Here is a 20729-nt window from a genome sequence, read left to right as displayed (position 1 = left end):
CCAAGGCCGTGTGTTTTTGTACGCCCCGATGGCACAAGAGGTATGATCGAGGTGTCGGGGCTGCGGAAGACCTACGGCGATTTTGCCGCCGTCGTCGACAGCAAGTTCGAGATCGACCGCGGGGAGATCTTCGGCGTCGTCGGCCCAAACGGCGCGGGCAAGACGACGACGCTGAAGATGCTGGCCGGGCTGATCGAACCAACCGCCGGAACGGCAACCGTCGCCGGCTACGACGCCGGCGACCCCGAAATGCGGCACCAACTCGGCTTTCTGCCGGAGGAATCGCCGCTGTATGAGGATATGACCGCGCGGTCGTATCTTCGATTTTTCGCTGATCTCTACGATGTGCCCCACGAGGTGGCACGCGATCGAATTGAGTCGACGCTTGATCGCCTTGACCTCGAATACCGTGACCGCCGACTGGGTGATGTCTCGAAGGGGATGAAACGCAAGGTCGCCATCGCCCGCTCGCTGGTCAACGATCCCGACGTGCTCATCTACGACGAACCCGCAAGCGGGCTTGACCCGTTGACGACGAACTCGGTGTTGGAGTTCACCGAGGAACTCCGTGAGGACGACAAGACGGTCATCTTCAGCGCGCACAATCTCTACCACGTCGAAAGCGTCTGTGACCGCGTCGTGATCATGAACGAGGGCCGGATCATCGCCCGCGGCTCGGTCGCCGATATCCGCGACCAGTACGGCGACACGACCTACCATGTCTACAGCGACACCGCACTCGACGGCACCGACCCAACCGCTGACGGCCGTCACCGGGCGGTCGTCGAAACGATGGCCGAAGTCGAGGCGATCCAGGCCGCCGCGACAGATGCAGGTGGCAGCGTCACCGATATTCGCACCGACGAGCCAAGCTTAGAATCGATCTTCCTGGAGCTGACCGGCCAACAGATGCCGAGCCCACGCACAGCCACAGACACAGAGCCAGCCAGCGAGCCCACGACAGATCAACATGAGGTGGAGGACGCGCCGTGACGCGGGTCGATCGCCTGCGAACACGGCTCGCGACCGCCGGGCGTCGACTCCGCCGGATCGCCCGGATCGCCCGCTGGGAACTCGGCCAGTCGACGAGCAGCTACAATCGGCGCACACTCGCCGTGATCGCCGTCCTCGTTGTCGTCGTTGCCAGCGTTGGCACCTCGGCTGTCGCCCTCGGCGTCGCCTCACCGTCGCCGAACACCGATATCTACCGGGTCGGCGTCGCCGACAACAGCCCCTACACCGCGGTGATCGACGACCACGCCAGCCTGACCGCCCGCCCGCCGGATCGAACCGCGCTGGCGACCGGCGAGATCGACCTGCTGATCGGCGGGGTTCGACAACCGACCGCTGGCCCCGGCCCGCGTTCGCCGACGCTCCTCGTTGAGCCGGCTGACGGCGAGAAGGGCGATGCCGCACTCACCGCGTTCCGCTCGGCGGTGCAGTCCTACAACGACCGGGCGATGGCATTAGAGCCGAATCGAACCGCCGCCTACCCGGTTGTCGTTGAGCTACAGTATATTCCACAATCGACGCTCGGCCCGGCCGCCCCGACAAATGCGGGCAACCTGACCGGTGATGATACACCCGGGGACGATGCTGACAGTGATGATGGAACCGATACTGACGCCAACGACACCGATACCAATGGAACGGCCGGCAACGTCGATGGGGGCCCAGCCAGTGGCAGCGGTGACAATACGACAGCCACCGACAACACTGACAGCGACGCGCCGCCCGTTGCCGACGGTGGTGGCGGCTCGCTGCTCGATCGCGCGCTGTTCGGCGGCGGCACCAGCGGCTCGCCAGCGGAGATCCAGCCACCCTTCCCCTTTGGCTCGTTGTTGTTGGCGTTTCTGTTTCTCGTGCCGATGAACTTCGTGATCCAATCCTATGGGAGCAGCGTGCTCAACGAGCGAATCAGCCGCCGGGGTGAGCTGTTGTTGGTCGCGCCCGTCGAGCGGCTGGACATTGTCGCCGGCAAAACCCTGCCGTACGCCGCTATCGCTGTCGCTACCACGGCGATTATCGCCGCGGCGATCGGCGGGAGCCTGTTGTCGGTGGCGGCGGTCGTCCCGATTGCGATGACCTTCTTGGCGGCGACGTTCCTCGGGGCGATGTTCGCTCGGTCGTTCAAGGAACTCACGTTCGTGACGATCACGATCACTGTCTTCCTCACGAGCTACGTGTTCATCCCCTCGATCTTCACCAACGTCACGCCGATCGCGCTGATCTCGCCGCTGACGCTTGTGGTCATGGAGCTCCAGGGTGAGGCCGTCACCCTCGGAAGCTACCTGTTTTCGACCGGCCCGTTCTACACGAGCACCGCCGTGTTGTTCCTGCTCGGCACCGGCGTCTACCGAGAGGAGGATATGTTCTCACAGAAGCCGGTGCCGTTGAAGTTCCTCGACGCACTGGATGCGCGATTGAGCGGGATTCGGTCGGTTGGCGTGTTGACCGCGCTGTTTTTGCCGTTTGTCTTTATCGCCGAGCTGTTGGCGATCGCCGTCTTGTTCGTGCTGCCGATTGAGGTGTCGATCCCGCTGATTCTCGTAGTGATCGCCGCCGTCGAGGAGGTTGCGAAAAGCGTTCACGTGTTTGCCGGCTTTGAGAGTGATCGGTTCGATCGATCGGTGCGAACCGCACTGCTGTTGGGGATTGCTTCCGGGATCGGCTTCTTCGTCGCCGAGAAGTTCACCGTCGTTGCCCAGTTGGTCGGCCTCCCGAATCTCCAACTCGGCGAAGCCGCTCTCCAGCCCGCCGGCATCGGGATTACGCCGTCGACATCGCTGTTGCTGTTGGCTGGCCCACTGGTGTTGCATACGGTGACCACCGGTGTCGCCGCGCTTGGCGCGCGAAAGAATCTGTGGTGGTATCTGGTGTCGCTGGTCGCCGCAACGGTGATTCACGCGGCGTACAACTTCGGGGTGGTGACCCTCTATGGGTGATCGAGACTGGCTGCGCGCTCAGTGGCACGCTGTTGCCGACCGCGTGAGCGATCCGCGGCTGACGATCGCCGGCCGTGAGCTGCGAGTGTTGGGCCGCGAAAAGACGATCATCCTCGCGGTCGTCATCCAACTGTTTGTCGCTGCGTTCTCTGGATTTCTTGTTGTCGGTCTTGTCTCGTTGTATGATCCTGGCAGCGTTGATGGCTATCAGATCGACGCCGCCGTCACCGGCGACGCCACCGATGAGATGCTGGCGGCGATCGAGGAGCGACCGGCCATCGAGGGCACGCGGTATGCGACGACCAGCGAGGCCTACGCCGATTTCCAAGATAACGCGGTAAACGCGGTGTTTCAGACGACCCGCAGCGACGGCCGTATCGAGGTGGTGATGACCGCCCCAGAGGGCAGCATTGAGACCACGCTAGTCGTCTCTGAGGGCCAAGAGGCCTTACGCGCTCTTGAGCGAAATCTCCGCACCGAACGCGCCGCCTCGCTGTCGAATCCGCCGCTGGCGCTGCCACCGGATACCGGCGGCAACCCCTACTACGATTTCACCTACACGATCCTGTTGCCGCTGTTAGTGTTCCTCCCGGTGTTTATCAGTGGCTCGATCACCGTCGACTCACTGACCGCCGAAAGCGAGCAGGGCACGCTTGAACTGTTGCGTGTCGCGCCGGTAACGATGGTCGATATCGTCGACGGCAAGTCGGCGGCGATGATCGCTATCGCCCCCTTGCAGGCGGTTGCGTGGCTGGGGCTACTTTCGTTGAATGGTGTCGCCATTGCCAACGTTGGCTGGCTGGCCGCGCTTGTGACAGCGGTGACAGCGATCGTTGTCGCATTGTCGGTGGCCGTTTCGCTGTTGGCACCCGACCGGCGATCCGCACAACTGCTGTTTTCGGTTGCGGTGTTGCTGTTTTTCGCCGGGGCGACGCTGTTGCCCGGTGGGCCAGCAAACACCGCGGCGCGACTGGCGATCGACAGCGCGACGCTGTCGACACGGCTGGCCGTTCTCGTCTACGGGATCGTCGGTGTTGCGGCCGTCGGTGCTGTCCGCCGGCTGGCAACCCGAATCAACCCGAACCGCCTGTGAGTGGGGTGAGCCATGACCCTCGGTGTCACGGACGTGTTTCGACGACCGGTTTTATTAGTGGATGTGGGTTGTAGGCGAAGATATGGACGTTGACGCACTGTTTCGCCCATTCGCGTTGTTGATGGAGTACCGGATGTACCTCCTTGCGGTGAGTGGCTTTCTCATCGCCGGCGCGGCCGTGACCTACGGACTGCGAACGGAGGACACCGTGATGGCTCTCGGCGCGCTGTTGTTCCTGCCGAACGCGCTCGTCCTGCTGGGTGTTGGCCTCCGCGAGCGCGGCTGGTTCGACGAGTCATCTTCGATCACCCCGGAATAACTCCATTATTACCCCCGAACTATCACCTGTGTTCCCATGACACCCGCTGAGGCAGAGATTCGTCGGCAACTCACCGAAGTCTTTGGGGCCGCCGAGTATCCGGTGACCGACCCCTTCGAGTTGATTCCGGTTTTGCCGGACGGTGCGGCAACAACCTTCGAGGCTGGCGACGTGACGATCGGCGCGATGGAGCTTGGAATGGAGTACGCCGACTATCAGGAGTATCCCTACGACAGCGTCGAGCCACTGGTCGATGATCTCATGGCCGGGCTTCGTGCCGAGGATGTGTTTGCGTGAGGAATGTGTCGACGCCGGTCTTACCCCGCGCTGAGTCGCTGTTGGATCAACTGATCGATATTGTACAGGAGCACAGCGACGGTTACCAGCGTCGTCGCAAAATAGATGATCAGCTCCGGAGGCCCAGAAACAGCCCCGCCGAGTGCGGTGCCGCCAAACCCAACAATGACCAGTTCGACCCAGGTCACAAAAACACGGGAGGCCAGCAGCGTCGGCGAGCCCGCCTCACCCACGTCAGTAGGCCTCCTCCGGGGTGATCGGGCCGCTGAACGCCGTGTACAACACGACAAAGTAGACGACGACCAGCGGCAACAACAGTCCGGCCCCGATCGTCATCAGATTCAGCGGGAGCGTCGAAACGATGGTGTCGCTCACGGTCGCGCCGGTTGCCGGATCGATCCCCGGATACATGATCCGGGCGACAACGGTGACCAACCCGTAGGTCAGCACGCCCGCGATGCCCAGCGCGATGAGGTTTTGTTCCCGCCGCAGCGCGAGGATGTACCCCGCCGCCAACAGGATGGAGGCAACGACCAAAGCAACGATCAGTGGATCCAACAGCGTCGTGATCCCCTCGGGGAGCCGCACCGCCAACACGGCAAGTGTGGCAACGACCGCCAGCAGGTAGCCGACAACGGCGATCTGCCCGTAGGTCGACACTTCTGGCGGCAGGTCGTGTTGGGCCTTCAGCCGGAGGAACGCCGCGCCCGAAACAACTGTCAACAGCGTTAGCGTCACGCCGACGACGAGACCGATCAGCGAAACCGAGCCCTCGTTGCCGACGAGCCAGTTGCCCGCGAAGACGCCGAGGAAAAACGGCGCGAGAACGCTACCGGCGACGAAGGCGACACTCCAAGCGCGTTGCCACAGGTTGTCGTGTCGCTGTTCGTACATTTCGGGGGCGAGTCCGCGGATGATGAGCGCGCCCAGGATGGCGAACATCAGTAGGTAATGGCGGCTAAACAGCCCGGCGTAGGCCGCGGGAAAGGCTGCAAACAGCGCGCCGCCGAAGACAACAAGCCAGACCTCGTTGCCGTCCCAAAACGGGCCGACAGCGGCGAGTACCGCCTCCCGTTGGCGATCAGTGTCGACGAGCCCGTAGATCGCGCCGGCTCCGAAATCGAAGCCATCGAGGAACAGAAACGTCGCCAGCAGGGCGAACATGAGGCCAAACCAGAGCTCCGGCAGCGGCAGGCCAAACAGCGGCCCCGACGACAGCCCCTCAACGCTAATCATCGTCGGCGACCCCCGTGGCCGGTGCCTCCGGCGGCGTTGGCTCGTGGTTCGTCCGCAGATCGTCACCACTCGGCGGGCCGTTTCGGATGACCCGGGCGATCACGTAGGCATACAGGCCGAGCAAGGCTGCATACAGCCCCACAAAGCCGGCGAATGTGATCGTTGCCTCCGTGCCGGTGAGGCCGGGCGAGACACCCTCTCTTGTTTTCATGATCCCCTGAATCACCCATGGCTGACGGCCCACCTCGGTGACGACCCAGCCGAGCTCAACGGCGACGATCCCGAGTACGGACGACCCCATCAACGCCTTATGCAGCAGAGCGTCCTCAAATAACTCGCCTTTGTACCACCGGTAGCCGCCCCAGAACGACAGCAGAATGAACCAAAAGCCCATCCCAACCATCGCCCGGAACGCCCAAAAGACGATGGCGACGGGTGGTGACTCGGTGTCGAACTCGTTGAGGCCGGTTATTTCGGCTGTCGGATCACCCCCGCTGGCGAGCCACGACGCGCCGCCCGGGATCCCGATCCCGAACAGCTCCTTGGCGCGTGGATCGGTGATCGAATCGAGGCTGGTCGGGAAGGCGACGATGTATTCAGGAACGTAGGAGTCGGTCTCCCAGACGGCCTCCATGGCGGCAAACTTCTGGGGCTGTGTTTCGGCGACGTGGCGGCCGTACATATCGCCGTGGAACGCCTGCAGTGGTGCGGTGATCAACAGTGCGATCAGCGCGATTTTCAGCGTTGTCTCCCAGAAGTCGATGTTCTCGTGATCGAACCCCCAGACGTGGTGCCGCATCACGTAGTAGGCGGCGACACCGGCCATGAACAGTGCGACCGACTCGACGGCGGCGTTCTGCATGTGGACGAACATGTAGCTGAATCGCGGGTTGGCGTACGCCGCGATCGGATCAACCAGATGGACGACCGTTTGGCCGCCTTCGGTGGCGAGTTCGTAGCCACGGGGTGTCTGCATCCAGGAGTTGGCGATCAGAATCCAGACCGCCGAGAGCCACGTGCCAAGACCGACGGCGACACTAGAGATGAAATAGAGCTTGTCGCCGACGCGGTCGCGGCCGAAGACGAAGATGCCGAGGAACGTGGCTTCGAGCATAAACGCCATCATCCCCTCGACGGCGAGTGGGCCGCCGAACAGCTCACCGGCGGCCGTCGAGAAGGCCGCGAAGTTCGTCCCGAACTCGAATTCGAGGACGATGCCGGTGACAGTACCGACAACGAAGGAGATGGCGAAGATCTTGGTCCAAAACCGACGCAACTGTTCGTAGACGGGCTCGGCAGTTCTGATATCCTTCCACGTGAAGTAGATGAGAAAGGGGGCTAACCCCATACTCATCACGGGAAAGATGATATGCACCATTGTGGTGAGGGCGAACTGGGCCCGACTGGCGATGACTGGATCCATGATGACTGACCCCGGAGTCTCACTCCGATGTACAATTGTGCGTTTTACACTCGATTAGTTAAGTGTGTCTCTCCATTTATCACACGCCCCAGACAAACACTAGTTTAATCGACTAAAACGCCTGTTTTCTACGTCCTCGTTCAGGCCAAGATAACGCTGCTTAGATAGTTGAACCACAATTGTTACTAAAACGCACTACTATTCCGATAGAACGACGCAGTACGCATATGGAGACTCGTCACATCGTGCTCGTACTCGTGGTGCTCGTCACCAGTGTGCTTCTCGTCCGTGGTGTGGTTGGGCTGCTCAACGGGGAGATCGGCACTGTGGCCAGACAGGCGGCGATCGGGCTGATCGTTTTCACCTTCGGGATCACGCTCGCCTCCCGTTGGGACGAGGTCGGCTGATCGATCGTCGCTTAGTTCAATACGGCCGTGTTGCCGCGGGTTTCGATGAGATCCGCGTCGACGGCGTCGGCCAACTCGGTTGCCAGCGTCTCGGTATCGTCGCTTCCACGAGCGGCCCGGAGAAACTTCACTTTCACGAGGCGACGATTCTGTAGCTGATCGGCCAACTCATCGGTCACCGACTCGATGCCGTGTTTGCCGACCCAGACCGTGACGTCGAGATTGTGGGCGTCCTTGCGAAGCTCGTCTGAAACCATGGTACGGTATCTATCGGTCGACCGGGTTTCAAGCTTTAGATCGCCGGAACACTCGTCTGAGCGGCCGTGACCGACGCTATCGACCGGAAATAGCCGATCGAAGGGTGGGAGACAACACCCGAAGGGTGTGCCGTTCATCTCGCCGAGTCTGACATAGGTTAATAAACCCAGAGTCCATTCACCCACCAACGTATGGTTTCAGTACTATCTAGTCGGCTTCAGCAGAGTCAACGATGAAACTGGCAACGATCGGCGTGGGCAACGCCGGCAGCAAGGTGATCGACCGGATGGTCGAGTTCGAGCAGGCGACCGGGCGAGATCTCTGCCGGCACACGCTTGTGATCAATACCGCACGAACTGATCTGGCCAAGCCGGAACACGTCCCCGAAGACCGCCGACTGTTGATCGGTGAGACCCACAAGAAGGCGAAGGGCCACGGCGTCGGCGGCGACGCCGCCATTGGCGCGGAGGTGGCACAGACAGAGATCGACGATATCCGTCGCATCTTCGACGATGTGGAGATCCACGAGGTCGACGCGATCCTCGTCGCTGCTGGGCTCGGCGGCGGGACGGGCAGCGGGGCCGCCCCGGTCGTCATCGAGGAACTCCAGAAGATGTACGACGAGCCGGTGTACGGCCTTGGGATGCTGCCGGGCGAATACGAGGGTGGCCGCCCCGCGCTCAACGCCGCACGATCGCTACAGTCGTTTGTCAACAAAGTTGACAACTTCGTCGCCTTCGACAACGACGCCTGGCGATCCCGCGGCCAGACCATCGAGGAGGGCTACGAGGAGATGAACCGCGAGCTGGCAACCCGCATCGTCACGCTGCTTGCGGCCGGCGAGGTCGACGAAAGCGAGGTTGGTGAAAACGCCATGGACTCCAGTGATATCATGCGCACCATGGAGGTCGGCGGCGTCTCCTCGATCGGCTACGCCTCGACCGGCGTCGATACCCCCGACGATGGGCTGCTCTCACGGTTCAGTGAGGAGGAGGTCTCGAATATGGAATCAACCGACGCGGCGAAGATCAAAGGCCTCGTTCGGCGTGCGGTCAACTCTCGGTTGACCGTTCCCTGTGGCGTGGCCAGCGCCGAGCGCGCGCTGATCATCTTCGCCGGGCCACCCGGGGAGATCTCCCGAAAGGGTGTTGAATCCGCCCGCGATTGGCTCGAACAGGAGACCGAAACGGTCGACGTGCTCGCCGGCGACGACCCACGAACCGACTCGGATACCCTCGCGGCCGTTGTGCTGCTGTCGAACGTGACCGACACCCCACGGATTAACGAGATCCAGGATCAGGCTGTCGACGCCCAGGACACGATCCAACAGCAGGAAGCAGTCCGCGAAGAGGAGATCGAGTCGCTAATCACCGACGATGACAATGATCTCGACCCGATCGTCTAACCGCACCTCGCGGGCGACGATCGACAAAGCCGCGCCGGAGGGGCGTGTATGAAGCTGTCGCTGTTCGGGGTCGGCGACGCGGGCACCCGGCTGGTCGACAAGCTGCTGCGGGCGGAAGTCGAGACCGGCCGGAACTTCACCGACGGCAACGTGTTGGCGTTCAACACCGCCGCCGAGGCCTTCGGCGAGACCGACGCCCTCCCCGAAGAGCGACAGATTCTGATCGGCGACACGCATTCGGCGGTCAATCAGTACGTCGAACCGGCTGACGACAGCCCGGATACCGACACCGCCAGCGCGACCGACAGAGACCGCTCACCGGGCGTTGCCGGCGACCCGGAGCTTGGTGCGGAAGTTGCTGACGACGAACTCCCCGAGATCCGTCGCGCCCTTGACCTCGTCGACGACACCGAGGTCGATGCGGCGATGATCGTTGCCGGCTTGGGTGGCGGCACCGGCTGTGGGGTCGGCAGCGTCCTCTTAGCGGAGCTCAAAAGCATCTACGAGATCCCGGTGTACGTACTCGGCGCGTTGCCAGCAGCCGATGAATCAGATGAGCGCGCACACACGGCCGCACGAGCGATCCGAACCTGTGTGCCGCTGGCTGATGCGGTGCTCCCTGTCGATAATGAGGCGTGGGCACGGAGTACGCAGCCACTTACCGAGCAGTACGACGAGATCAACGAGATGGTTGCGACCCGGATGCTTTCACTGTTTGCGGCCGGGGAATCAGAGCCGGCAACGGTTTCGGAGATGCGGATCGATCCGGCCGACGTGATGCGAACGCTGGCTGTCGGCGGGCTCTCCTCGGTCGGCCATGCGACGATCGAGGTCGACACCAGCGACGAGGGGCTGTTTGCCCGACTCATGCAACTGTTGGGCTTGGCGGAGGAGACCCCCGATACGCAAACAGATGCGGCAACGATCAAGCGACTCGTTCGCAGCGCGCTGAACTCGAAGCTGACGCTTCCGTGTGATATCGAATCCACCGATCGGGTGTTGGTGATCCTCTCGGGGCCACCATCAGCTATCTCCAGAAAGGGGTTTGAAACCGGCCGCTACCTGCTTGAAGAAGAGACAGGAACCGTCGAGGTGCTGGCTGGCGATGAACCGCTCCCGAACGCCGGCGAGATCACAGCCACCGTGCTGTTTTCGAATGTAACTGATGTCTCCAGAGTAGACAAACTCCAGAAGCGGGCGGTCGCCTATCAACGCGGGCAGAACGACGAAACAGCCGTGGTCGACACGGCGACATCGACTGATGGGGCGACGACGATCAGTGCCGACGAGAGGGCAACTGACGACGACAGCGACCAACCGTTCGAGTTTCACGAGCCGGAGGCACAGCACGAAAACGGCGATACAAGCGGCGATACCGCAAACACGGCGGATAACAACGTGGCTGGTGAGCCGATGGCGACCGACGACAGTGCGGCCGAGACACCGGCTGACGCCGACACCGATCTGGAGGGCGACGATGCAAACACCGCGGCAGCCACGTCCTCCGACGAACACGAGTAATCGGGTTGCAACTGCGCCCATCACGGGCTGTGTCGTGTTGCTCCGGTAAGCTGATACCCCCGTGGTCGTATTCGCCGGTATGGACGCTCACATCTCGCCGTCGACCGTCTCAGGGACGGCGCGTGCACCCCCCTCGAAAAGCTACACCCATCGAGCGATCTTGGCGGCCGGCTACAGCGACGGGGCGACCGTTTACAATCCGCTTGACAGTGCCGACCCGCGGGCAACCCAGCGGGCGGTCACCGCCTTCGGTGGCGATGTCACACCCGTCGCCGACGGACACGCCCTTGAGATCACCGGCTTTGACGGTATCCCCTATGTGCCCGACGATGTCATCGACTGTGCCAATAGCGGAACGACAATGCGGCTGGTCACCGCAACGGCCGCCCTCGGCGACGGGCTGACAGTGTTGACCGGTGACGACTCGCTGCGCTCCCGGCCACAGGGCCCGCTTTTGACCGCACTGTCGGAGTTAGACGTTCGCGCCGAAAGCACCCGCGGCAACGGACAAGCGCCGCTGGTCGTCGGCGGATCGCTTCCCGGCGGGGCGGTCACAATCCCCGGAGACGTCTCTTCACAGTACATTTCGGCGTTGCTGATGGCCGGTGCGGTCACCAACGAGGGGATCGAGCTTACGCTGACGACCGACCTCAAATCAGCCCCCTACGTCGACATCACGCTGGAAGTACTCGAGGACTTCGGCGTGACAGCCGAGCCGATCGGAACGGCCGGTGAGGGTGGCGTTCGATCGGCTGGTGCCGACGGGTTTGTCGTCGACGGCGGCCAGCAGTATGCGCCAGCGAACGGCGAGTATCACGTCCCCGGTGATTTTTCCTCGATGTCGTATCTGTTGGCCGCAGGGGCGGTCGCCGCGGCTGACGGCGAGTCCGTGGTTGTCGAGGGGGCCCAGCCGAGTGCGCAAGGTGACAGTGCTATCGTTGACGTGCTCAGTCGTATGGGTGCCGATATCACGTGGGATACGGACGCGGGAACGATCACCGTCGGTGCCGCGCCGTTGTCGGGGACGACAGTCGACGTGGGCAACACGCCGGATCTGTTGCCGACGATCGCCGTGCTTGGGGCGGTTGCCGACGGCGATACCGTTATCGACAACTGCGAACACGTTCGCTACAAGGAGACTGATCGGGTGAGCGCGATGGCCACAGAGCTCGAAGCGATGGGGGCCGCGGTCACCGAAGATCAGGCCACGCTGACGATCCACGGCGGGGAGTCAACCCTTGAGGGGGCGTCGGTTGAGGGGTACCACGACCACCGCGTGATCATGTCGCTGGCGGTTGCTGCCCTCGCTGCAACCGGGTCGACGACGATCAGCGGTGCCGAACACGTTGCCGTGTCGTTCCCGAACTTCTTTCGGGTACTGTCGTCGCTGGGTGCCGAGGTCGATCGAACCGAGTAACCCCCGCAGGCTTTTGCCGTCGGTCGTTCTGTGACCTGTATGGCTCGGGCTGTTGTACTGACACCGCTTTCGGTGGGGGTTGACGGAATCCCACAGCCCGCGGATCTCGTTGCGGTCGGCGATATCGTTGTCAGCATCATCGTCGCGATCAGCTATCTGTCGGTCACGCTGTTTGTGGGGGCGATGTTGGTCTCTACTGCCGGTGAGCGAATCCAAACCGTCAGCGACGAGGTACGACAGTACCCGGTCAGATCTGTGGGCTTTGGTCTCGGAGCGGTCATCGCCGGCGTGGGTGGGTATCTCCTCGCGGGCGTCATGGCTGCGGGGCTCGCTGAGCGTGGCGCGCCGCCACAGGTAGGCATTCTTGTGTTGGTACCGCTGGTCGGCGGGGTAATCGGATTGGTTGTTGCGACCGCGCTTGGACAGCTTCTTGTCGGCATCGTCCTGTTAGACCGGGTGAGTGACGATGGGCGACCGAATCTCTGGGCGGCCCTCATCGTCGGCACGGTCGTTCTTGGGGTGGCAGCGATCTTTCCGGCCGGTGATCTGGTTGGCGTCGGCGTCACGGTGGTCGTGATCGGTGGTGTCACCCGCCGGGTGTGGCGAACCAACAGCGACCGCCTTCCGGATCTTCGGGACACGCTGTTGGAGTGATCCCGCAGATGGACTGCAAGGTTCAAATGCTCCGGGGCCCAGAAACCGGTAATGAACGGCAATCAGTTCGGTCGGCTCTTTCAGGTGACGACGTACGGCGAGAGCCACGGGAAGGCGATGGGCGTGACGATCAGCGGCTGTCCAGCCGGTGTTGATCTCGATGCCGAGGCGGTACAAGCGGATCTTGACCGTCGCAAGCCCGGTCAGTCGATGATTACAACCTCTCGTGGGGAGCCCGATGACGTGGTAATCAACTCTGGGCTACAGGAGGGCTTCACGACCGGTACGCCGATCGGGATGGTCATCGAGAACAAGGACGCCCGCTCGGGTAAGTACGAACCCTTTGTCACCGCCCCACGGCCCTCACACGGCGATTACACCTACTCCGCGAAATTCGGCACCCGGAACTGGGGTGGCGGCGGTCGCTCCTCGGCGCGGGAGACGGTCAACTGGGTTGCCGCCGGCGCGGTCGCCAAACAGGTGCTCGCACAAAGTGAGTACGACGTGCAGGTCAAAGCTCACGTCAACCAGGTCGGCGATATCGAGGCTCCCGAAGTCAGCTTTGAGCAGATGCTTAAACACACCGAGACCAACGAGGTACGGTGTGCCCATCCCGACACCGCCGAGGAAATGCGGGAGGCGATCGACGACTACCAGCAGGAAGGTGACTCAATCGGCGGCTCGATCTACTTCGAGTGTCGCGGCGTTCCCCGCGGTCTCGGCGCGCCACGATTTGACTCCTTCGCCTCGCGGCTCGGGCAGGCGATGTTTGCGATTCCGGCGACAACGGCGTTCCAGTTCGGAAAGGGGCGTGACGCCCGAACGATGCGCGGCAGCAACCGCAACGAAGACTGGGCGTTCGACGACGGCGACTCCCACCCAGATACCGTCAGCGACGAGGGCGACCCGGTGCCAGTCGGCAACGACCACGGCGGCCTCCAGGGTGGGATCACAACCGGCGAACCGATCTACGGCGAAGCAACCTGGCACGCCCCAACCAGCATCCCGAAAGAACAGACAACCGCCGACTGGGAGACCGGCGAGCGCAAAGATGTTCAGGTGGTTGGCCGCCACGATCCCGTGTTGATGCCACGGGCCGTGCCGGTCGTCGAGGCGATGCTCAATCTGACGATTCTGGACTTCATGCTACTGGACGGCCGGATCAACCCTGATCGACTCGATGATCAGTCGGGAGAGTATGACACTGATTACCATCCACGTAGCCCGGACAACATGGAGTAATCGACGACGGCTGAAACTATCTGTCTGCTATCAGTAACGCACTTCATGTAAAATGTAGTATGGTATCGGAGCAGTGTCATCCGTGTCGCAGTGAGATTCTCACCGACTCATCTCGCCACGTCGATTCAACAGGCTCCGGCCGCCGAGAAAGGAGGCCGGCGTGATCACGACATCCGGCTTACCGATCGTATAGTGGTAAGTAATACATGTCTGTAAATTGTAAACTATCCCGAATTCAGCTAGCTTATGAACAAATATCCACAATTATAGGTTCTTAATTATCTTTCCTTGCTAATGCATAGCAAACTCTTTTACCCGGGGCTAGCATTTTATTCATACTAGTGGCCCAGTGGGGCCGTGACAGCAACCTATGACTGACAACGAATTCATCTGGCGAATTGCCGGCGGCTCCGGCGACGGGATCGCCTCAACGAGTCAGAACTTTGCCAAAGCGCTGATGCGTTCCGGCTTGGACGTATTCACACACCGACACTATCCCTCCCGGATCCGTGGTGGCCACACCTACACCGAGGTACGTGCCGCAGCGGAACCGGTCAAATCCCGTGGTGACGGCTATAATTTCCTGCTGGCGCTGGGCGACTCCTTCGCTCGCAACCCACAGGAGGATGCCTACTACGGCAACGAGGAGATCAAACCGCTCTCGGAGAACCTCGATGAGCTTCGAGAGGGTGGCGTCATCGTCTACGACTCGGGACTGCTCGATGCCTCCGAGATCGAGGACTTCGACGCCCGTGTCGAGGAAAACAACTGGCACGTCTACGACATCGACCTTCGCAACATGGCCCGCGATGTCGGTCGTGAGGTTATGCGTAACACCGCCGGCGTCGGCGTAACCTGCGCGCTGGCCGGGATCGACCTCCATTGGATCGAGGAGCTCATGTCGGATGCGATGCCCGACAAGATACTTGAACCCAACCTCGATATCCTCAATCAAGCCCACGACATGATGCTTGAGGAGTACGATATCGACGCCGTCGACGTGACGGTGCCGGAGGGCAGCCACGACGAAGAGCAGGTACTCATGTCTGGCTCCGACGCCATCGCCTACGGCTCCCTCGACGAAGGCTGTCGGTTCATCTCCGGATATCCGATGACCCCGTGGACTGAAGTCTTCACGATCCTGAGCCAGAACCTGCCGAAGGTCGGTGGGATCTCCGAACAGGTTGAAGATGAGATCGCCGCCGCGGCACTGGCTGTCGGTGCGAGTCACGCCGGTGCGAAGGCGATGTCGGGCTCTTCCGGCGGCGGCTTCGCGCTGATGAGCGAACCGCTCGGCCTCGCGGAGATGACCGAAACGCCGGTCGTCCTCATCGAGGCGATGCGGGCCGGCCCGTCGACCGGGATGCCGACGAAACCTGAACAGGCGGATCTCGAACACGTCCTCTATACCTCTCAGGGCGACTCTCAGCGTGTTGTCTTCGCGCCCGGGACAGTCGAGGAAGCCTACACCCAGACCCGCAAAGCGTTCAAGATCGCCTACGAGTACCAGATTCCGGCGATCGTCCTCTACGATCAGAAGCTCGGCGGCGAGCTCGTCAGTCTGCCGGCCTCGCATTTCGATGAGGAACCCAACCCCTCGCTTGGCTCGACGCTCACCGAGGCGGAGCTTGCGGAGGCCCCCCACGACGAGAGCGGAAAGTACAGTCGGTTCCAACACGATGTCGAAGACGGCGTCAGTCCGCGGTCGATCCCCGGCCAGAAGGGTGGCCGCTTCCTTGCAACCGGCAACGAGCACACCCCAGAGGGTCATATCGCCGAATCAACAGCAAACCGTGTCGCACAGATGGATCGGCGAACCCAGAAGCTTGAGGCGATTCACGAGGAACTCGCCTCACAGGGCGACACCCATCAGACCCACTACGGCCCGGATGAGGCCACCTACGGTCTCATGACCTTTGGCAGCCAGCAGGGCACCGTTGAGGAAGCTGTCGACATGCTCAACGACCAGGGCTACTCGACAAAGGCCCTTGGTGTCTCGGATATGGCCCCCTACCCGGCCGAGGAGGTGACCGAGTTCATCGAGAGCGTTGACGAGGTGCTTGTCATCGAGATGAACGCGTCCGCACAGTTCCGTGGGTTGACCCAAAAGGAGCTCGGCCAGTACGGTGAGAAGCTGTCGAGCCTCCTGAAGTACAACGGCAACCCCTTCGAGCCACTCGACATCGTCGAGGGGTTCAAAACAACGATCATCGAGGGCAGCGAGCTCTCCGGTGCCGAAACCAAATTCGTTCCAGCAGCAGGTGATTAATCATGAGTGCATTCTCAGCAATCGGTGACGGACAGCCAACTGATCAAGACGATTACACGCCGGAACTCGAACCGCAGGCAACGTGGTGTCCCGGCTGTGGCGACTTCGGTGTCCTCAAGGCACTGAAAGGGGCCGCCGAGGAGCTTGGAAGATCCCCCGAGGAGATGCTGTTGTGTACCGGAATCGGCTGTTCCGGCAAGCTCAACAGCTACTTCGACAGCTACGGGTTCCACACGATCCACGGCCGTTCGCTACCGGTCGCCCGAGCGGCGAAGGTTACCAATCCCGGCGTCGAGGTAATCGCCGCCGGCGGTGACGGCGACGGCTACGGTATCGGTGGCAACCACTTCATGCACACCGCCCGCGAGAACCACGATATGACCTACATCGTGTTCAACAACGAGATCTTCGGGCTGACGAAGGGCCAGACCTCGCCGACGAGCCCGAAAGGGCATAAATCGAAGACACAGCCCTCGGGGAGCGCGAAGGAGCCGCTTCGACCACTGAGTCTCTCGCTGAACGCCGGAGCTTCCTACGTCGCCCGGACGGCCGCCGTTAATCCCAACCAGGCAAAGGAGATCCTCGTTGAAGCGATGGAACACGATGGCTTTGCACACGTTGACTTCCTCACGCAGTGTCCGACGTGGAACAAGGACGCAAAGCAGTACGTTCCGTACATCGATGTCAACGACTCAGACGATTACGAGTTCGATAAAACCGACCGGCGTGAGGCCTCCGATATGATGGCCGAAACCGAAACCGCTCTCCACGAGGGGAAGGTGCTTACCGGTCGCTACTACGTTGACGACAGCCGTCCGTCCTACGGCCAAGAGAAGCGTGCAATCGGCGAGATGCCCGAGGAGCCGTTGGCCGAGCGATACTTCGATGACTCCTACGAGTGGGAGCGATCGGCCGATCTCTTCCTCGATAAACACAAGTAACTGTCACGATAGCCCCGCTGCGGCGTTTACGCAGTCCAAATCGGTTTTTCGGTTCGCAAGGTATTTTTTTATTGGAACAAAAGGTTAGGTATGAGCACGACAGCGACCGAAGACCGGATTCTCTCTGTGTTGGAGGATGATGCCCAGGCCTCCTACGCCGAGATCGCCGATCGGGCCGATGTTTCAAAACCCACGGTACGGAAGTATATCCAGCAGCTCGAAGAGGAAGGGGTGATCGTTGGCTACTCCGCCGAGGTTGATCCGAAAAAGCTCTCCTCACAAAGCATCGCAATGGTCGGCGTTGATGTCGCCAGTGACCTCTATGTGGAGACGACGCGTAATCTCAAAGCATTGGACTCAGTCGAGGCGCTGTACAGCTGCTCCGGCGATCACATGTTGATGGCCGAAGTTCGGGCCCAAGACGGTGACTCCCTTGGCGATGTAATCAGCGACGACATCCTTTGTATCGAGGGTGTCACCGCCGCTCATCCCTCCTTTTTGCAGGAACGACTCAAATAATCGCCTCTCGGATTCTGTTGTTGTCGATCGGTTTCTGGGTAGTGGTATCTCGATAATCTCGTTCAGATATTTGTATAGCAGCATACGATTTACGTGTTTGTGACTGGTCGTATTCGATTACGTTACCTCTCGCATTCCTCGAAATGTTCACATATACACTGTCGCTGAAACCGATATCTCGAAAACGTGGTGATGATACGTTAGTGGGCTTACACAGAGGCTTAGTTCAAACACGCCTCACCGACAGCCATACATTATATTATCATCCGACGTGTCGACGCCGATCATTTGCTGTTGTTGCGTAGTCCTTACTGGATACATCGTTGTGAGCCGTCCAGTTCAAGATATCTCACGGCGTCTGTGTCGCACCTTCGGTCAGTTTGTTCCCCGAGTCACCCCAAATGGACAATGGTCTAGGTAAATGCCATCTGCGACCCATACCGGTCGACATCACATCAAACACAGTCTGACCGTGGCCGAGCCAAATATCTCGCACGTGCTCTGTTATCTTATCGTCGATGCTGCGGTGAAACGGAGCCGCCCGCAAGGGCGTCCGGTCGGATTATAATTAGAAACAGGTTGGTTACTTCAGTTCTTCCCAATAACACACGGGTATACTAATTCCCTTGAGCCACTGAGAGCTGCCAAGCGATCACACTGGCAAAGCGTCATACGGAAATGTACAGACATTTGAGCCCCTAATCATATACTTATACTATTGCTGAAGCCGAGTCCTCTATGCTGCGGGGCGACGAACCGAGGGATGAGCGACGCAGGAAGTGCCATCCAACTACAGTAGCTTCACAATCTTTGGTAGCCCTGGGCAACTAGACGCGACATTGCCTGAGTAATCTTTTCGGCTGTTCTATATACAAAATATATTTTATCGTCTCTCGTATATACACAAATGAGCGAATAAGAGACATAGAACCGAGTATAAGATCCCTTATCAGCTACAGTGTGGGTAGATTCAAGTGGTTGTTTTACCTATCACATTCTATGGCTACCGACGATAAGAACGACCGGGCACGTGTCGTTACCTACGTGTCGACGAATCAAAAAACCGAATGGACGGAACATGCCGACGAGCTCGGTATGAGTCAGGCGGAGTTTGTTCGGACGATGGTGCAAGCTGGGCGGAATGATTTCACACTCGAATCAAGTGCTACTGTGGAACCCGATTCTAACACCGCAGACCCCGGGGGTGGCGACCTCGAAACGCAGGTTCTCGAAGCTCTCGAATCGAACGGCTCGCTGTCCTGGGAACAATTGGTTGACTCGCTATCGGCAGATTTCGAGGAGCGACTCGAAGCCTGTCTTGAGTCACTACAGGCCACCAATCAGATTCGGTACAGTGGTCGAAACGGCGGCTACACAACGATCGACTCATGAGCACGACCGTCGGCACCGACGATCCGGACGACCCGATCGCGTACTTTCTTGAGGATCTCACCTACCACGGCAAAGCCGAGCGGACACGCGACGCCTACGGTCGGGTACTCCGGCGATTTGAGACATTTCTGGCAGATCCGGAGCGAAACCCAAGCGGAAAGACACTGACGCCCTCACAGGCAACCCATCGTGACTGTATGGCGTGGGTTCACACGCTTCGCGGGACGGTCACCGATAGCACCATCGCCAGCTACGCCGCCTATCTACACCGGTTTTACGCGTATATGACACAGGTCGGCGTCTTCGAGTCGAATCCAATGACCCTTGTCGTCGAGGAACTCGATGAAACCATCGAGAAGGATCCCACCCGACGGGAGATCAGTGTTGACCAGATGCGGTCGTTTGTCGGCGATATCAATCATCCGCTTGACCAGGCATTGATCGTCACACTGCTCAAAACCGGCATGCGGGTGGGTGAGCTCTGCAATCTTGATCTGCGTGATCTCGCCGTCGACGACAAGGAGGTGAAAGCCGCATTTGATAGTAGTCCTCGACCGCAGCTTGCAGCGCGACCGAACTCACTGTACATCGACAGCGAGCCCGCAGTTGGCAAGGAGGTCAACGGCGAGAAGCGGACAGCCTCAAATAAACGCAAGCGGGCGACGGTGATTCCGGTCGACGAAGAACTACAGCGCGTACTCAAGCGCTGGCTGGCGATCAGGCCAGACAACCCATCGCCAGCGGAGCCGCTGTTTGTCTACACTGCTGGTGAGTGGGGACACCGACTGACGCCGCGGGCTGTCCGAAACATCGTTACCGAGCATGCCGATGCCGCCGGCTGGTACGACACCGGTGGCGATGCCGCCGACAACGTGACGCCTCACTACTTTCGGCACTTCTTCACAACACACCTCCGAGATCGTACCGGTGACCGTGGCGTGGTAAAATACCTCCGCGGCGACGTAGCTGACGATATCATCGACACCTACACCCACAACTGGGGTGGCCAGGTCAGATCAACCTACGAAACGAATATTTACTCGGTTTTGAAATAAAATAAAGTATTCCACGCATAGGCTGCTGTCTGATTTCGAACGCATAAATCTCATTTTGCTATATGTAATAATTCGGCTGGTTCGGTGACAATGACGGTTTGAACTGGGCCACAGATATTCATGTCTCAAACCCCTCTAATTGTGTGTGAACCAATCATACCGGTGTCTGGACTGTCTCGAAGGGGCGGTCACGCGGAGTTTCGATATCTCGCATCTCAAAACTCAGTGCTCGCGGTGTGGCTCATTCAGCCGGTTCATAAACGAGGCAGTTCTCGACCAATTTCAATCATTTGAGGAGTCACCGCCAGAAACGCTGCAGTGGTCACAGCTCGACCG

At 60.4% G+C, this 20729-nt stretch carries 20 protein-coding genes; 16 read left to right on the top strand and 4 right to left on the bottom strand.

Annotated elements, in window-relative coordinates:
* The first annotated feature begins 42 nt into the window (after positions 1–42).
* The 5 genes from DP106_RS04125 to DP106_RS04105 all read left to right on the top strand — a co-directional run bounded on the left by DP106_RS04125 (position 43) and on the right by DP106_RS04105 (position 4654).
* The gene (locus DP106_RS04125; RefSeq protein WP_120083595.1) at positions 43–993 is read left to right on the top strand and encodes an ABC transporter ATP-binding protein; all 951 of its coding nucleotides are present in this window, start codon (positions 43–45) and stop codon (positions 991–993) included.
* On the top strand, positions 990–2945 hold the full coding sequence (locus tag DP106_RS04120) for an ABC transporter permease family protein (protein WP_240625318.1): 1956 nt from the start codon (positions 990–992) through the stop codon (positions 2943–2945). The genes DP106_RS04125 and DP106_RS04120 overlap by 4 nt, the downstream gene beginning before the upstream one ends.
* A complete protein-coding gene (locus DP106_RS04115; RefSeq protein ID WP_120083594.1) occupies positions 2938–4038 on the top strand; it encodes an ABC transporter permease in 1101 nt (366 codons plus the stop codon). Before DP106_RS04120 ends, DP106_RS04115 begins: the two co-directional genes overlap by 8 nt.
* Before the next feature lie 82 nt (positions 4039–4120).
* A complete protein-coding gene (locus tag DP106_RS04110; RefSeq protein ID WP_120083592.1) occupies positions 4121–4357 on the top strand; it encodes a hypothetical protein in 237 nt (78 codons plus the stop codon).
* A gap of 36 nt (positions 4358–4393) precedes the next feature.
* Complete coding sequence (locus DP106_RS04105; RefSeq protein ID WP_120083591.1) at positions 4394–4654, top strand: MTH865 family protein; 261 nt, start codon at positions 4394–4396, stop codon at positions 4652–4654.
* Between the two features lie 20 nt (positions 4655–4674).
* On the opposite strand, the gene DP106_RS04100 is transcribed toward DP106_RS04105, so the two are convergent.
* From DP106_RS04100 to DP106_RS04090, 3 genes are read right to left on the bottom strand one after another with little or no spacing between them, the layout of a single operon-like run.
* A complete protein-coding gene (locus DP106_RS04100; protein ID WP_120083590.1) occupies positions 4675–4887 on the bottom strand; it encodes a hypothetical protein in 213 nt (70 codons plus the stop codon).
* 1 nt (position 4888) lies between these two features.
* Positions 4889–5890, bottom strand: a complete 1002-nt coding sequence (locus DP106_RS04095; protein ID WP_120083589.1) for a cytochrome d ubiquinol oxidase subunit II — start codon at positions 5888–5890, stop codon at positions 4889–4891.
* Entirely contained in the window at positions 5883–7316 is a 1434-nt protein-coding gene (locus DP106_RS04090; RefSeq protein ID WP_120083588.1) for a cytochrome ubiquinol oxidase subunit I, read from the bottom strand. The genes DP106_RS04095 and DP106_RS04090 overlap by 8 nt, the downstream gene beginning before the upstream one ends.
* Before the next feature lie 224 nt (positions 7317–7540).
* On the opposite strand from DP106_RS04090, the gene DP106_RS04085 reads away from it, so the two are divergent.
* Positions 7541–7720, top strand: coding sequence for a hypothetical protein (locus DP106_RS04085; RefSeq protein ID WP_120083586.1), 180 nt, complete (start codon positions 7541–7543; stop codon positions 7718–7720).
* 11 nt (positions 7721–7731) lie between these two features.
* Here DP106_RS04085 and DP106_RS04080 read toward each other — a convergent pair whose 3' ends face one another.
* Entirely contained in the window at positions 7732–7977 is a 246-nt protein-coding gene (locus DP106_RS04080; RefSeq protein WP_120083706.1) for a YhbY family RNA-binding protein, read from the bottom strand.
* A 233-nt stretch (positions 7978–8210) separates the two neighbouring features.
* Here DP106_RS04080 and DP106_RS04075 point away from each other — a divergent pair, with 233 nt between their 5' ends.
* From DP106_RS04075 to DP106_RS04030, 10 genes are all read left to right on the top strand, one after another.
* Positions 8211–9383, top strand: coding sequence for a tubulin/FtsZ family protein (locus DP106_RS04075; protein WP_120083585.1), 1173 nt, complete (start codon positions 8211–8213; stop codon positions 9381–9383).
* Between the two features lie 48 nt (positions 9384–9431).
* Positions 9432–10904 carry a cell division protein FtsZ gene (locus tag DP106_RS04070; protein ID WP_120083584.1) on the top strand — a complete coding sequence of 491 codons (1473 nt, stop codon included), beginning with the start codon at positions 9432–9434 and terminating at the stop codon, positions 10902–10904.
* Positions 10905–10983: 79 nt separating this feature from the next.
* Positions 10984–12321, top strand: a complete 1338-nt coding sequence (gene aroA / locus DP106_RS04065) for a 3-phosphoshikimate 1-carboxyvinyltransferase (protein ID WP_120083583.1) — start codon at positions 10984–10986, stop codon at positions 12319–12321.
* Positions 12322–12360: 39 nt separating this feature from the next.
* Entirely contained in the window at positions 12361–12975 is a 615-nt protein-coding gene (locus tag DP106_RS04060; protein ID WP_120083582.1) for a hypothetical protein, read from the top strand.
* Between the two features lie 51 nt (positions 12976–13026).
* Positions 13027–14217, top strand: a complete 1191-nt coding sequence (aroC, locus tag DP106_RS04055; protein ID WP_120083580.1) for a chorismate synthase — start codon at positions 13027–13029, stop codon at positions 14215–14217.
* A 370-nt stretch (positions 14218–14587) separates the two neighbouring features.
* Positions 14588–16486 (top strand): 2-oxoacid:acceptor oxidoreductase subunit alpha, encoded by a 1899-nt coding sequence (locus DP106_RS04050; protein ID WP_120083579.1) that lies wholly within the window; start codon positions 14588–14590, stop codon positions 16484–16486.
* A gap of 2 nt (positions 16487–16488) precedes the next feature.
* A complete protein-coding gene (locus DP106_RS04045) occupies positions 16489–17427 on the top strand; it encodes a thiamine pyrophosphate-dependent enzyme (protein WP_120083578.1) in 939 nt (312 codons plus the stop codon).
* A 90-nt stretch (positions 17428–17517) separates the two neighbouring features.
* Positions 17518–17946 carry an HTH-type transcriptional regulator LrpA1 gene (gene lrpA1, locus DP106_RS04040; protein ID WP_120083577.1) on the top strand — a complete coding sequence of 143 codons (429 nt, stop codon included), beginning with the start codon at positions 17518–17520 and terminating at the stop codon, positions 17944–17946.
* A gap of 999 nt (positions 17947–18945) precedes the next feature.
* Positions 18946–19338, top strand: coding sequence for a DUF5805 domain-containing protein (locus DP106_RS04035; protein ID WP_120083576.1), 393 nt, complete (start codon positions 18946–18948; stop codon positions 19336–19338).
* A complete protein-coding gene (locus DP106_RS04030; RefSeq protein WP_120083574.1) occupies positions 19335–20393 on the top strand; it encodes a tyrosine-type recombinase/integrase in 1059 nt (352 codons plus the stop codon). Before DP106_RS04035 ends, DP106_RS04030 begins: the two co-directional genes overlap by 4 nt.
* Positions 20394–20729: the final 336 nt, after the last annotated feature.

Origin of the sequence: Halonotius pteroides (assembly GCF_003605635.1) — an archaeon.
GTDB lineage: Archaea > Halobacteriota > Halobacteria > Halobacteriales > Haloferacaceae > Halonotius > Halonotius pteroides.
This window is presented reverse-complemented; position numbering and strand designations above follow the sequence as displayed.

Coding starts and splice junctions, on each gene's coding strand:
- DP106_RS04125 (WP_120083595.1), top strand. CDS start 43: ATGATCGAGGTGTCGGGGCTGCGGAAGACCTACGGCGATTTTGCCGCC.
- DP106_RS04115 (WP_120083594.1), top strand. CDS start 2,938: ATGGGTGATCGAGACTGGCTGCGCGCTCAGTGGCACGCTGTTGCCGAC.
- DP106_RS04110 (WP_120083592.1), top strand. CDS start 4,121: ATGGACGTTGACGCACTGTTTCGCCCATTCGCGTTGTTGATGGAGTAC.
- DP106_RS04105 (WP_120083591.1), top strand. CDS start 4,394: ATGACACCCGCTGAGGCAGAGATTCGTCGGCAACTCACCGAAGTCTTT.
- DP106_RS04095 (WP_120083589.1), bottom strand. CDS start 5,890: ATGATTAGCGTTGAGGGGCTGTCGTCGGGGCCGCTGTTTGGCCTGCCG.
- DP106_RS04085 (WP_120083586.1), top strand. CDS start 7,541: ATGGAGACTCGTCACATCGTGCTCGTACTCGTGGTGCTCGTCACCAGT.
- DP106_RS04080 (WP_120083706.1), bottom strand. CDS start 7,977: ATGGTTTCAGACGAGCTTCGCAAGGACGCCCACAATCTCGACGTCACG.
- DP106_RS04075 (WP_120083585.1), top strand. CDS start 8,211: ATGAAACTGGCAACGATCGGCGTGGGCAACGCCGGCAGCAAGGTGATC.
- DP106_RS04070 (WP_120083584.1), top strand. CDS start 9,432: ATGAAGCTGTCGCTGTTCGGGGTCGGCGACGCGGGCACCCGGCTGGTC.
- aroA (WP_120083583.1), top strand. CDS start 10,984: ATGGACGCTCACATCTCGCCGTCGACCGTCTCAGGGACGGCGCGTGCA.
- DP106_RS04060 (WP_120083582.1), top strand. CDS start 12,361: ATGGCTCGGGCTGTTGTACTGACACCGCTTTCGGTGGGGGTTGACGGA.
- aroC (WP_120083580.1), top strand. CDS start 13,027: ATGAACGGCAATCAGTTCGGTCGGCTCTTTCAGGTGACGACGTACGGC.
- DP106_RS04050 (WP_120083579.1), top strand. CDS start 14,588: ATGACTGACAACGAATTCATCTGGCGAATTGCCGGCGGCTCCGGCGAC.
- DP106_RS04045 (WP_120083578.1), top strand. CDS start 16,489: ATGAGTGCATTCTCAGCAATCGGTGACGGACAGCCAACTGATCAAGAC.
- lrpA1 (WP_120083577.1), top strand. CDS start 17,518: ATGAGCACGACAGCGACCGAAGACCGGATTCTCTCTGTGTTGGAGGAT.
- DP106_RS04035 (WP_120083576.1), top strand. CDS start 18,946: ATGGCTACCGACGATAAGAACGACCGGGCACGTGTCGTTACCTACGTG.
- DP106_RS04030 (WP_120083574.1), top strand. CDS start 19,335: ATGAGCACGACCGTCGGCACCGACGATCCGGACGACCCGATCGCGTAC.